General features: G+C 55.7%; 13 protein-coding genes. 11 read left to right on the forward strand and 2 right to left on the reverse strand.

All coding sequences use genetic code 11. The annotated features are described in order from the left end of the window. Nucleotides 1-71: IS1 family transposase (locus tag AC6CWS_RS25910; protein WP_001568368.1), on the reverse strand; the 71-nt coding region annotated here is incomplete at its 3' end. A 533-nt stretch (nt 72-604) separates the two neighbouring features. Further along, on the reverse strand, nt 605-1,231 hold the full coding sequence (locus AC6CWS_RS25915) for a cupin domain-containing protein (protein ID WP_202974771.1): 627 nt from the start codon (nt 1,229-1,231) through the stop codon (nt 605-607). Between the two features lie 207 nt (nt 1,232-1,438). On the opposite strand from AC6CWS_RS25915, the gene AC6CWS_RS25920 reads away from it, so the two are divergent. From AC6CWS_RS25920 to AC6CWS_RS25970, 11 genes are all read left to right on the forward strand, one after another. Then, the gene (locus tag AC6CWS_RS25920; RefSeq protein WP_124989595.1) at nt 1,439-1,990 is read left to right on the forward strand and encodes a chromate transporter; all 552 of its coding nucleotides are present in this window, start codon (nt 1,439-1,441) and stop codon (nt 1,988-1,990) included. Then, a complete protein-coding gene (locus AC6CWS_RS25925) occupies nt 1,987-2,517 on the forward strand; it encodes a chromate transporter (RefSeq protein ID WP_064180983.1) in 531 nt (176 codons plus the stop codon). The genes AC6CWS_RS25920 and AC6CWS_RS25925 overlap by 4 nt, the downstream gene beginning before the upstream one ends. A gap of 282 nt (nt 2,518-2,799) precedes the next feature. Beyond that, complete coding sequence (locus AC6CWS_RS25930; RefSeq protein ID WP_064180982.1) at nt 2,800-3,639, forward strand: ABC transporter ATP-binding protein; 840 nt, start codon at nt 2,800-2,802, stop codon at nt 3,637-3,639. Then, entirely contained in the window at nt 3,629-4,510 is an 882-nt protein-coding gene (locus AC6CWS_RS25935; protein WP_077268274.1) for an ABC transporter permease, read from the forward strand. Before AC6CWS_RS25930 ends, AC6CWS_RS25935 begins: the two co-directional genes overlap by 11 nt. Then, entirely contained in the window at nt 4,510-5,580 is a 1,071-nt protein-coding gene (locus tag AC6CWS_RS25940; protein WP_064180981.1) for an ABC transporter permease, read from the forward strand. The genes AC6CWS_RS25935 and AC6CWS_RS25940 overlap by 1 nt, the downstream gene beginning before the upstream one ends. A 47-nt stretch (nt 5,581-5,627) precedes the next feature. Then, on the forward strand, nt 5,628-6,644 hold the full coding sequence (locus AC6CWS_RS25945; RefSeq protein WP_064180980.1) for an ABC transporter substrate-binding protein: 1,017 nt from the start codon (nt 5,628-5,630) through the stop codon (nt 6,642-6,644). A gap of 41 nt (nt 6,645-6,685) precedes the next feature. Then, nucleotides 6,686-7,333, forward strand: coding sequence for a TetR family transcriptional regulator C-terminal domain-containing protein (locus AC6CWS_RS25950; RefSeq protein WP_064180979.1), 648 nt, complete (start codon nt 6,686-6,688; stop codon nt 7,331-7,333). 235 nt (nt 7,334-7,568) lie between these two features. Then, entirely contained in the window at nt 7,569-8,957 is a 1,389-nt protein-coding gene (locus AC6CWS_RS25955) for an NAD(P)-dependent oxidoreductase (RefSeq protein ID WP_087794593.1), read from the forward strand. Continuing rightward, nucleotides 8,950-10,254 (forward strand): NAD-dependent dihydropyrimidine dehydrogenase subunit PreA, encoded by a 1,305-nt coding sequence (gene preA / locus AC6CWS_RS25960; RefSeq protein WP_064180977.1) that lies wholly within the window; start codon nt 8,950-8,952, stop codon nt 10,252-10,254. The genes AC6CWS_RS25955 and preA overlap by 8 nt, the downstream gene beginning before the upstream one ends. 83 nt (nt 10,255-10,337) lie before the next feature. Further along, a complete protein-coding gene (gene hydA, locus AC6CWS_RS25965) occupies nt 10,338-11,786 on the forward strand; it encodes a dihydropyrimidinase (RefSeq protein ID WP_064180976.1) in 1,449 nt (482 codons plus the stop codon). 24 nt (nt 11,787-11,810) lie between these two features. Then, nucleotides 11,811-13,097, forward strand: a complete 1,287-nt coding sequence (locus AC6CWS_RS25970) for a Zn-dependent hydrolase (RefSeq protein ID WP_064180975.1) — start codon at nt 11,811-11,813, stop codon at nt 13,095-13,097. Nucleotides 13,098-13,570: the final 473 nt, after the last annotated feature.

Here is a 13,570-nt window from a genome sequence, read left to right on the forward strand (position 1 = left end):
GTGCTTTTGCCGTTACGCACCACCCCGTCAGTAGCTGAACAGGAGGGACAGCTGATAGAAACAGAAGCCACTGGAGCACCTCAAAAACACCATCATACACTAAATCAGTAAGTTGGCAGCATCACCGGCGATCGAAGGGAGATAACGGAACGGGCAGAAAGAAGAAAATACCGGCGCTAAAAACGATTAAGCCCTGGCAGATGCCAGGGCCTGGTGTTTTAAATCGAGCAAATACTTCAATTTTACTTACCCTCCCGGCGCTTATCTCCGGCACTCACTATTTATTGTGGCGTTAGTTCTGTCTGGGGGTGAGGCCATAGTAGTCCATCAGAAAATTCCTGGCAATAAGCAGATCATGCCAGTTTTTCAGAATTATGACGGCGATCATGATTTCCAAAAAGTTCCAAAAAATAGCATTAAATGAACAAAAAAAAGCCAGCTCGCGTGAGCTGGCCGAACATGTCCAAAACCTTTTATTCAACAATGCCTTTCAATAGAGAAGACCATCATTACATACACAGAGAGCTTCGCATTCCTGATGCGCTTTAAGCGTAGACCCCACAGTAAGCCCCGCCACAAAACAAGAAAATTCCTGGACACGGGATTACAGCCACTGCTCTAAAAGCAAACCCTGCGCACCAAAAACCGGGTCGCTATGGGGAAATGTTGCGCTGGCAATCGCTGCCAGCCTTTGTGCAGTAGGAGCATCGCGGCAGAGATCGAAATCCTGCCCTGGCGGATAAGCGCCGACGACGGAAAAATCAGCGCTACTGCCAAGGTTACAGTGCCCCGTTCCGGCAGGTAATACCACCACGTCACCCGTCCGTACGGTCAATTCCTTACCGCCCGGACCACCCAGCATCAACCGGGCTTCGCCGCCGACAACACCCAGCACTTCATGCGCCGTACTGTGGTAGTGGTGGTAATCAAACACCCCGTCTACCCATTGCGGCGGCCAGCCATTTTTCGCAAATAGCTGCTGCGCGTCCTGGGCTGTTGCCCGCCCTGGAATCACCTGACGATAGAGCAATACTGGCAACGCAGGATTATTAGGTACCCACTCTTTTGGTGAAAGCAAGAAAGCCCCGGTCACGGGAGCCGAAGCCGAAGCCGAAGCCGAAGCCGAAGCCGCTGCAGAATGCCCCTTTTCCGCCGCCTCAAGCAACCAGGGGGTCGTCAGCGCAGCGCCAGAGAGCATCTTCATAAAACAGCGACGATTCATATCAGCCATAGCACCTCCTGAATGTTGATCTGTCTCCTTAGCGTAGATGAAATTCAGCACATCCTTTCTCTCTTCCCGTATCTGTCACTGCGGATCCCGGTTGCGATCATTTTTCTGCCGATGAAATTCCTGTAATTTCATCACGATTACAAATGGGTTATCGGGTGCCAGGGATCCGGCCATCAAAGGTAGGTCGTTGTGCAAGAAAATAAGAATATGTTCGCGTCTGCCGACGCTAAACCAACATTGTGGCAGCTCTGGCAGACCTGCTTTATGTTAGGAGTGACCGGATTTGGCGGGGTGCTGCCGTTAATGCACCGGGCGCTGGTGGAAAAAAAACGCTGGCTATCAGAACAACGCTTTGCCGAACTGCTGGGGCTGTGCCAGTTTCTGCCAGGCGGAAATGCAGTGAACTTATGCGTCGCCATCGGCGTGGAATTTCATGGCATAAAAGGGGGATTTGTCGCACTGGTGGGGTTACTGACCGCTCCCTTACTGGTTATTGTTTGTCTCGGCAATATCTGGCTGCTCTGGCATGACAATCCGCTGGTCGCCTCGGTCTTCGCAGGCATTTCCGCCGCGGCGGCCGGGCTTATCATCGCAACCGGCCTGAAAATTTTGCGCTCCATGCCGCGCGCGCTGACTTCATGGCTCATCCTTGGCGGGATCATTGCTGCCATTGCCGTTTTTCGCCTGCCTCTGCTTCCGGTCTTACTGGTCGCTGTACCGCTGAGTATTGTGCTGAGCTACCGGAAACACAGATCATGACAACGTTGTTCTCCCTCGCCTTCATCTTTTTACAACTTTCGTTTTTAGCCCTCGGTGGCGGTAATGCCATTATCCCTGAGTTGCAACGCCAGGTCGTCGATGTTCATCACTGGATGACCTCCCGGGAATTCAGCGAACTGTTCGCTCTCGCCCAGGCCGCGCCCGGCCCCAATATGATGATTACCTCACTGGTCGGCTGGCGCGTTGCGGGGATCGCCGGGCTGCTGGTGTCAACCGTTTGCCAGTTCATCCCCTCGTCACTAATAGTGGTGGCGTGCGTGACGTTATGGAATAAGAACACCGACGAGAAAATGAAACGCGTGTTAAACCATGCGTTAGTTCCACTGACGGTTGGCCTGGTAATCTCCGGCGGGGCGCTGGTCGCCGGTGCGGTAATACACAATGTTCTGCAATTCGCCACGATCGCCGTGTGTATTGTCCTGTTTTTGAAAACCCGTCTTTCGCCACTGATTTTGCTGGCCGCAGGCGGAATAGTCGGGCTGATCGCTGCCTTATACGGGGTGTAACGCCATCTGCCACACCGCTGTGCCCGGACTGTCACTCCCCCTTTGCGAAGGGGGAGTGTAACCTGCATGCTAGCGCTTCTTTTTTCATCAAAACCGGCCTGACTTTCCCCCACCTTATTGCCCCACGACCACGCACCATTGCCGACATTTGCACCAATTTAGCCATCAAAAAACCTTATCTTGCGGTCAAAAAGCGCGAAATAACGCCTTTTAACGCCTGGCACAAAAATGGCATAGAGAAACAAACTTAACCAGTTAGTCAAAAAACAGGAGAGGCCTGGAATGAGCCAGTTGATCTATGCAGAGGAATCTGCGGTCGTACCGTTAAAACCGGCAACCGCCAGCGCACGGCCTGCCATCAGGGTAAACCAGGCCAACGTGATTTATCCGGCTGCCGACCAGCCGGTTCATGCCCTCAAAGACATTAACCTGACCATTCGCCAGGGGGAGTTTGTCTCGTTCATCGGCCCCTCCGGCTGTGGCAAAACCACATTACTGCGCGCTATTGCCGATCTCGAACCCATCACCTCCGGCGAAGTGCTGGTTAACGATATGACGCCTTCGGAGGCGCGCCAGGCGGGGGCATACGGCTATGTCTTCCAGGCCCCTGTCCTGTTGCCATGGCGTACCGTGCTGGCCAACGTCAAACTGCCGCTGCAAATCCAGGGCGTACCGCCGGAGCGCTGCGATGAAATCGCTCGCGAGCAGCTTGCGCGCGTTGGGTTGAAAGGCTTCGAGAAAAAATATCCGTGGCAGCTTTCCGGCGGCATGCAGCAGCGCGTCTCGATTGCCCGTGCTTTGGGTTTTGAGCCCAAAATCCTGATGATGGACGAGCCCTTTGGCGCACTGGATGAACTGACGCGCGACAACCTCAACCAGCAGTTACAGCAACTGTGGTTTAACGAACAGCGTACGATGGTCTTCGTGACACACTCCATTTCCGAGGCCGTCTATCTGTCGACCAAAATTGTGGTGATGTCGCCGCGCCCGGGACGGATTGTGAAGGTCATTGACTCGCCGCTTCCCGCCGAGCGCTCGCTGGCGATTCGCGATACCCCGGCCTTTTTACAGCTCGCCGCTGACGTGCGTGAAGCGCTGGTGGAGGGACATCATGACCATTAGTCAGCGTCTGCAACGCCATGTCCTGCCCGTCGGCAGTGTGTTACTGGTGGCGTTGATCCTCTGGTATGTGCTGGCCTTCGCCCTGAATGCCTCCGGGGTGATCGACCGCGTACTGACCCCGCGCGGTCCCTGGACAAGCAGTGACCTGATTGCCGCCTCCCTGAATGCCACCCGTCCGCTGCTCCCTGCGCCGCATCAGTTGATCATGGATATCTGGAACAGCATTACCCAGTGGCCGCTCACCTCGCCGCGTAACTTATTACTGCATACCTGGGTTACCGCGAGCGCCGCGTTGACCGGTTTCGCCATGGGTGTGGTGCTGGGCGTACTGCTGGCGGTGTGTATTGTCCATTCACGGACGCTTGATAAAGCACTGATGCCGTGGATTGTCGCTTCGCAGACCATTCCTGTACTGGCGATTGCCCCCATCGTGCTGATTATTCTTGGTAGCCTGGGGGTGACGGGCATGCTTCCCAAAGCGACCATTGCCATGTATCTGTGCTTTTTTCCGGTCACCATCGCCACCGTTCAGGGGCTGCGTTCACCGCAAAAAATGGAGATGGAACTGGTTCATACCTACGCCGCACGACGTGTCGATATCTTCTGGATGGTGCGTCTGCCCTCTTCTCTGCCGTATCTCTTTCCGGCATTTCGCGTCGCCATTGCCAGTGGTCTGGTCGGCACGATGGTGGCGGAGCTGCCCACTGGCGCACAGGCCGGGCTGGGGGCCAGGCTTCTCACCGGCTCCTATTACGGCAATACCATCCAGATCTGGTCTGCGCTGGTGATGGCCTCATTATTAGGCCTGGCCTTAACCGGGCTGGTAACCCTGACCGAACGTCTGGTGATGCGCCAGCGTAAGGGGGCATGATGAAAAAAAATCCCATTCCCGGCACGCTGCTCCTGGTCGCTGCCTTCATCGTTAGCGTGCTGTCGCTGATTCAGTTAAGCGCAGAGAGCGATACCTCTAATGGACTTCGTTCTCATGCGCTCTTGCTGATTGTCAGTTCACTGCTGGCCTGTTCACAAACGGCTTTGCGTAGCGTGTTGTTCGCGGTGGCGCTCGCTGGCAGCGCACTCTGGCTTGCGCTGCTGCCGTTTAATGGCCTGAGCACCCTCGCGCTGGCGCTGCTTGCCGCCGTCAGCGTAAAGCGCCTGGCGAGTGCATCGGTTCCTGCGGCTGCTGTCGCCGCACTGCTCGGCATCTGGCTGTTGTGGTTCTGGCAGATTCTGGTCACCGGGTTTGCCGTTCCTCAGGTCATCCTGCCTGCGCCACTGGATATTCTCACTGCGCTCGTCGACGGTGTCTCTCTGCTGGCGGGTGACCTGGTGCAAACGGTCCTCAAGTCGGTGCTGGTGGGTTATCTGCTGGGCTGTGGCGCAGGCGTTGGCGTAGCGCTGCTTATCGACAGACTTCCCTTTCTGCAACGCGGCCTGCTCCCTGTCGCCAGCCTGACCAGTACCGTACCGCTGGTCGGCGTCGCCCCTATCGCTGTGATGTGGTTTGGTTTCGACTGGCCGTCAAAAGCTGCCGTGGTCATTCTGGTGACCTTTTTCCCGGCGCTGGTCAGCACGCTTGCCGGGCTGAAAGCGAGTGGCAAGCTCGAACAAGAACTGATGTATTGCTACGCCGCGACGCCCCACCAGCAGTTGCGCATGCTGCGCCTGCCTGCTGCGATGCCGTTTATTTTTAGCGCTCTGAAAGTCAATGCCACCCTGGCGCTCATTACCGCCATTGTCGCTGAGTATTTTGGCTCGCCGACCGCCGGGCTTGGCTTTCGTATCTCCACAGAGTCAGCGCGGATGCATATGCCCATCGTGTGGTCAGCGATTGTGGTCTCATCGCTGGCCGGTTCGCTGATTTACACCTTGCTGGTCCGGCTCGATCGCCGCGTGAATTTCTGGCATCCCTCGATTCGCGGGATGGCAACGGAAAAGTAAAACAACATAAAAACATGATGATGCACACTAACCCGAGGAGTTATCCCATGAAGAAACGTTCCGCTTTTCGCCGGGGGTTGTTGCTGGCGGCAATGTCTGTGGCTTTTACCTTTTCAGCACACGCAGCAGAGAAAGTGACGCTGCAGTTGAAATGGGTGCCACAGGCGCAATTCGCTGGCTACTACGTGGCGCAGGAAAAAGGGTTCTATAAAGAGGAAGGACTGGATGTCACGATCAAACCCGGCGGTACGGATATCTCCCCGGTTCAGGTGATTGCCGGAAAATCTGCGGATGTCATCGTCAACTGGCTGCCGGATGCGCTGGCGTCACGCGAGGCAGGCGTTCCGCTGGTTAACATTGCTCAGGTTTACGATCGCTCCGGGATGATGCTGACCTGTAAAAAATCAAGCGGCATTAAAACGCCTGCCGATTTCAAAGGTAAAACACTGGGCGTCTGGTACGGCGGCAATGAGTATCCCTTCTTCAACTGGATGAACAAACTCGGGCTGAAACCTGGCACCGATATTACCATTCTCAAACAAGGGTTTAACGTTGATCCGCTGTTGCAGGATCAGGCAGCCTGCATCTCCACCATGAACTACAACGAATACTGGCAGTTGATCGACGCAGGTTTAAAAGAAGCGGATTTGATCACCTTCCCGTATGAGGATCAGGGTGTTTCCACCCTGGAAGATGGCCTGTATGTACTGGACTCCAGCCTGAAAGATCCGGCGTTCGTCGCCAGAATGGCGAAGTTCCTCAAAGCGTCATTTAAAGGCTGGGACTACGCGGTGAAACACCCGCAAGAGGCGGCAAAAATCGTGGTTGCGGAAGATGCTTCCGGCGCCGCCACCGAAGAAGTACAGACTCGCCAGATGGAAAACGTGGCGAAGCTGATTACTAACGCCAACACACCGAAAATTGGCTATCTCGATCCGGCAGCCTACCGCCGCACGATTGATGTTTTATTGCACAGTGGTGGTGATACCCCGGTTATCAAAAAAGATCCGGGTGACAGCGCAATGACCCATACCGTCTGGGATGCCGCGGCAAAACTGAAATAACCCTTCCCCGCCAGGGACGGCGGATTTCACTGGAGCCTGTCATGAATGAAAGCCTGCTAAGTGGTATCGAGGTCGCGCTGGAAAAAGGGCGTATTCGCCAGGATAACGAGGCAATCATCATGCCCGCCGCAGAACGGGTCTTTGCCCGTTACGGATTTCGCGGTGCCACCATGCAGCAGATTGCCGATGCCGCTGACCTGCCCAAAGCCAATCTGCATTACTACTTCGGCAGTAAACAAACCCTTTATTTGCGTGTGCTGGAGTGCATTCTTCACGACTGGCTGGCGCCGCTGGAAGGCATTTCCGCCAGTGCCGATCCCAAAACTGCGCTCGAAGAGTATGTCCGTAAAAAGATCGGCTTTAGTTTTGCCCGCCCGGAAGCCTCCCGCCTGTTCGCCAATGAGATCCTGCAAGGGGCACAGGTGGTTCATCCACTGCTAAAAACGCAGCTTCGACAACTGGTGGCGGAAAAAGCCCGCATTCTTGATGGCTGGATTGCGCTCGGCAAGCTCTCTGCGATGGACACCACCCACTTCTTTTTTACCGTCTGGTCGATGACCCAAACCTATGCGGATTTTGATATCCAGATTGCCGCTGTACTGGGAGATGACTCGCATAGCGAAATGGCACAGCAACGGGCGACAGACCATGTATTGCGTTGTGTCTGGCGGATCTGCGGTCTTGAATAAACCTTGCTGCAAAATGCAGCAATTGGCAGCAAACAGGGTGCGAAATGCACCAAAAAATAGCAATAAAAGTCAGGTCATTGTGTTAACGGTCTTATGCCCTCCTGAATTTACGCGCTCTGCGGCAAAGCTGTCGCAAATGGCACGTAATTAGCATGGTTATTACGCGAAAACTTAACCATCTGGTCAGGATTCATAACGCGGGGAGAGATAACCCCGCTGACAATTCAGGAGAAGCATGATGAGCAACTATTCAGGTAGCCACGCCCGGGGGATCCAGGCCGCACGGCTGACTCCCGACGCGTATGCCCGCGAGTTTGCGGACTGCGCCCCCCCGTTAACCACCACCCAGGCGGTGATTGAAGCAGAACGTTGTTATTACTGCTTTGACGCCCCCTGCTCCCGGGCCTGCCCGGCTGATATCGATGTGCCGAGCTTTATCCAGCGAATTGCCCAAAGCAACGATCGCGGCGCGGCAGAGGTTATTTTACGCGCCAATGTGCTGGGCGGGATCTGCAGCCGCGTCTGCCCTACCGAAACCTTGTGCGAGCAGGCCTGCGTGCGTAACGCGCAGGATGGTCGTCCGCTCAATATCGGTCTGCTCCAACGCCACGCCACCGACCATTTCTTTGCTAACCCCGGTAAACCTCTGTTTGTCCGCGGGCCCGAAACCGGCAGACGCATTGCCGTGATCGGTGCCGGCCCCGCCGGGCTAACTGTCGCTCACCACCTGGCAATAGCAGGCCACAGCGTGGATCTCTTTGATGCCCGCAGCAAAGCAGGCGGTCTTAATGAATACGGTCTCGCCCGCTACAAGGTGACCGATGATTTCGCCGCGCGGGAAGTGGCCTGGCTGCTTTCGGCAGGCGGCATTACGCTGCATGCGGATAAAACACTCGGCAAAGATTTTAGCCTTGCTCAGTTACGAGCCAGCTACGACGCGGTATTTCTCGGACTGGGGTTAGCGGGGGTTAATCAACTGGAAACGGGGGATGCAGAACCAGAAGGCGTTTGTGAAGCGGTGGATTTTATTGCTGATTTGCGCCAGTGCGCGGATCTCAGCCAGCTCCCCGTTGGCCGCAAAGTGGTGGTGATTGGCGGAGGGATGACCGCCGTCGACGCCGCTGTACAGGCGAAAAAGCTCGGCGCTCAGGAGGTGACGCTGGTGTATCGCCGTGGCGAAGCGCAGATGAAAGCCTCGGAAAAAGAGCGGCAGTGGGCACAGCTTAATGGTGTGACGATACGACTGTGGGCCGCCCCTTTACGCTTCGAGCAACACAACAATCAGCTGACGGGCGTAACGTTCAGCGTGGTGCGTGAAGGTGAAGTCAGTGATGAGATCTTCACGCTTGAAGCTGACATGGCGCTTAAAGCCATCGGCCAGACCTTCGACAGCGCCTCTGTCGGACAAACCATTTCGCTCAAACACGGGCGTATTGTCACCGACGAGTGCGGTCGCACCTCGCTGGCTGGCGTCTGGGCCGGGGGAGACTGCTGTGCGGGCGGCCTTGACCTGACGGTCGATGCCGTACGCCAGGGCAAACTCGCCGCCCGCTCTATCGCGCTGGCCCTTACTGTCTCCGACGCCGCAAACGCCACCTCATTTCAGGAGCACTCCCATGGCTAATCTGCATACCGATTTCCTTGGCATCAAAAGTCCCAATCCATTCTGGCTGGCATCCGCGCCGCCCACTGACAAAGAGTACAACGTGGAGCGTGCCTTTCAGGCGGGCTGGGGTGGCGTGGTGTGGAAAACGCTCGGGCTGGATCCACACGTGGTTAACGTCAGCGGGCCGCGCTACGGCACCCTGCTCGGGACCGACCGACGTATTCTGGGGCTGAATAATATCGAGCTGATCACCGATCGTACACTGGCCATCAACCTTGAAGAGATTACCCGCGTTAAAAAACGCTGGCCTGACCGGGCGGTTGTGGTGTCGATCATGGTGCCCTGCGAAGAAGAGGCCTGGAAAACCATTCTGCCGCAGGTAGAAGCCACCGGGGCTGATGGTATTGAGCTTAACTTCGGCTGCCCGCATGGGATGAGCGAACGCGGAATGGGTGCGGCGGTGGGCCAGGTGCCGGAGTATATCGAAATGGTCACCCGCTGGTGCAAGCAATATTGCAGCCTGCCGGTGATTGTCAAACTGACGCCGAATATCACCGATATCCGTTATCCGGCCAGGGCGGCGAAAGCAGGCGGTGCAGATGCCGTATCGCTGATCAACACCATTAATTCGGTGATAGGCGTGGACCTCGACCAGATGTTGATGTCACCTCACACCGGCAGCCAGGGTTCACACGGCGGCTATTGCGGCCCGGCAGTGAAGCCGATTGCGCTGAATATGGTCTCGGAAATTGGCCGTGACGCCCAGACCCGTGGTTTACCGATTTCCGGCATTGGCGGCATCGCCACCTGGCGCGATGCCGCGGAGTTTATCGCACTGGGGTGCGCAACGGTGCAGGTCTGTACCGCCGCGATGGTCCACGGTTTCCAGATTGTGCGCGACATGATAAGCGGCCTGGAGAACTACATGGACCAGAAAGGGTTCCGGACCATCGAAGACTTCCGCGGCATGGCGCTGCCAAGCGTCACCGACTGGCGTTATCTCAACCTTAACCACGTGGATAAAGCGGTAATCGACCAGGCGTCGTGCATTAAGTGCGGGCGCTGCCATCTGGTCTGTGAAGACACATCGCACCAGGCGATTACCGCCATCACCGGGGATGAACGACGTTTCGAGGTACGCGAAGAAGATTGCGTCGGCTGCAACCTCTGCGCCTCGATTTGCCCGGTGGAGAACTGCATTTCACTGCGTAGTTTGCAACCCGGGGAAGTGGATAAGCGTACCGGCAAGGTTGTGACGGACCAGTACGCTAACTGGACAACGCACCCGAATAACCCGATGGCGCAACCAGCTTAGTTGATGGTGGTGCGGCCCGCCCCCCTCCCTCAAAGGTGAGGGCAAAAGAAGATAACTAACCAAAGCACTACAGGAGAAAACGAATGCGTAACCTGTTGATCAAAGGCGGTACCGTCGTCAACGCGGACCATCAGCGTCGTGCCGATGTGCTCTGTGTCGATGGCATCATCGCAGCCGTCGGCGATGCATCCCAATGGGATATTCCCGCCGGAACCGAAACCGTGGACGCGGGCGGGTTATACGTCATGCCCGGCGGCATCGACCCACACACCCATATGAATTTCCCGTTTATGGGCACCACCACGGTTGATGATTTCTACAGCGGCACCGCTGCCGCACTGGCAGGCGGTACGACCACCATTATCGATTTCGTCATTCCCAACCCACAACAACCGCTGATGGACGCTTACCACCAGTGGCGCGGCTGGGCAGAAAAAGCGGCGGCCGATTACAGCTTCCACGTCGCCATTACCTGGTGGGATGAAAGCGTACGTCAGGATATGGGCACGCTGGTACAACAAGAAGGCGTTAATAGCTTCAAACATTTCATGGCCTATAAAAACGCCATCATGTGCGATGACGAAACCCTGATGAATAGCTTTCGCCGTTGTCTGGAACTGGGGGCGATGCCTACAGTACACGCGGAAAACGGAGAGATGGTCTACCTGTTGCAACAAGAGATGCTTAAACAGGGTATCACCGGTCCGGAAGCCCACCCCCTCTCTCGTCCGCCGGAAGTGGAAGGCGAAGCCGCTAACCGCGCCATTACGGTCGCCAGCATCATGGGCGTACCGATTTACGTGGTACACGTCTCGTGCCGCGAATCCGCTGAGGCCATTGCCCGTGCGCGTGGACGCGGACAGCGCGTTTATGGCGAAGTGCTCGCCGGGCATTTAGTGATCGATGATAGCGTCTATCGCCATCCAGACTTTGGCTTCGCTGCAGCCCATGTTATGAGCCCGCCGTTTCGCGATAAATCCCACCAGTCTGCGCTGTGGCATGGCCTGCAATCAGGCCAGTTGCATACCACAGCAACCGACCACTGCACCTTTTGCGCCAGCCAGAAAGCAGCAGGCCGTGACAATTTCAGCAAAATACCTAACGGCTGCGGCGGCGTAGAAGAGCGCATGGCAGTTATCTGGGACGCCGGGGTCAACAGTGGACGCCTGACGCCAGGTGAATTCGTGGCGATCACCTCTGCCAATACCGCCCGCCTTTTCAATATCTATCCGCGCAAAGGTTGTGTAGCACAGGGCGCTGACGCAGACCTGGTACTCTGGGACCCGGCTGGCAGCAAAACGCTATCCGCCAGCACCCACCACTCGCGTAATGATTTCAATATTTTCGAAGGCCGTACCGTCACCGGCGTACCGGCCTTCACCATCAGCCAGGGCCAGCTGGTATGGGCTGATGGTGAGTTGCGCGCCCGTGAAGGAGCCGGGCGCTATATCAAACGCCCGGCATTCGGCCCGGATTTCAGCGCAGCGGCAGCATGGGAGCGTCAGCGCGCCCCGCAGGCCGTTACCCGCTAATCACCTGACATTGAGGAAATAATCATGAGCAGTGAAGTCGTTTCACCAGACACAAACGGCATTGATATTAGTGACCTGCGGGTTGATGGCGAGCGTTTGTGGCAATCGTTAATGGATCTCGCGCAAATTGGTGCCACACCCAAAGGCGGTGTCTGCCGTTTAACGCTGACCGACCTCGATCGTCAGGGGCGTGATTTGGTCGTCAGTTGGGGTAAAGCGGCCGGGTTGTCGGTCGAAATAGACCAAATTGGTAACGTTTTTATGCGCCGCCCCGGCCGTAACAACGCCCTGCTGCCGATTGTTGCAGGAAGCCATATTGATACCCAGCCAACAGGGGGTAAGTTCGACGGCAACTTTGGCGTGCTCTCGGCGCTGGAAGTTATTCGCACCCTCAACGAACGTGGTATTGAAACCGAAGCGCCGGTGGAGATGGTTTTCTGGACCAACGAAGAGGGCTCGCGTTTTGTGCCAGTCATGATGGGTTCCGGCGTTTTCGCTGGTATTTTCCCGCTGGAAGTGGCTTACGCGGCAACCGACACTGAAGGAAAATCGGTGAAAGACGAACTGTTCAAAATTGGTTATGCGGGCGACGTTGTACCGGGTGACCACCCCATCGGCGCCTACTTTGAAGCCCATATCGAACAAGGCCCCATCCTTGAAGACCAGGACATTACCATTGGGGTTGTGCAGGCTGTGCTTGGCATTCGCTGGTATGACTGTGTCGTTACGGGAATGGAATCTCACGCCGGACCTACGCCAATGGCGATGCGCAAAGATGCCCTGCAGGTTGCCACGCATATCATGCAGGAAGTGGTCAATATTGCCGGGCAGTTTGCTCCTCACGGACGGGGGACCGTAGGCATGGTGCATGTGCATCCCAACAGTCGTAACGTCGTGCCCGGCAGTGTCAAATTTTCCATTGATTTTCGCAACATGACTGACGCCGATGTGGACAAAATGGATGCGGCACTGAAAGCGTACATTGCGCAGATCGCTGAAAAAACCGGACTGAGCATAACGCTGCAACAGGTCTCACATTATCCTGCTGCGCCTTTCCATCCGAATTGTAAAGAGGCCGTACGGCGTGCAGCCCAAAAATTAGGCTACTCTTCAATGGATATCGTCTCGGGTGCCGGACATGATGCCGTTTATATGAGTATGCTCGCACCTACCGGAATGATTTTTATTCCCTGCAAAGATGGCATCAGTCACAATGAGATAGAATATTCAGCACCGGAACAGGTCACGGCCGGGGCAAATGTCTTGTTACACGCTATGCTGGAAAAAGCCGGAGTTGTCTCTCGGTCATAATCGGGTTTCCCTCACCAAAAACCCGATTGCAGGCAATCGGGTTATTTTTTTAGCGAACTGAACATTTTTTCAGAAAACCGGCTCAATAATACCCTGTAAACGTAGATGGGATTTGACTTAAGTCCCTAAGAAGTTTACAAAAGATACTGCCTTCTGTAAGACCCATATGCGTCTTTGCCATTTTCGTCCAGGCTTTCCTTTCCTCGGTAAGAGAAAATGCTGGGGGATTAACCGGTTACATACCTGTTTAACCGGGTTTTGATATCTACAGGCATCTGTATGGAGTATCCAATGTTTTCTTTTGTCGCCCGCCAGGCGATTTTTGACGAAAATATGAACACAGTCGGTTATGAGCTGTTGTTGGGGTCGGTTCCGGCTGAGGGCGAAATGACACCCTAAGCTTTCGGTTCCTTGGGCCAAAGATATTCGCCAGTCAGTAGAATGTGCGCCCAGCCCAATGGGGATATGTGGGG

The organism is Klebsiella sp. M041, assembly GCF_059759695.1.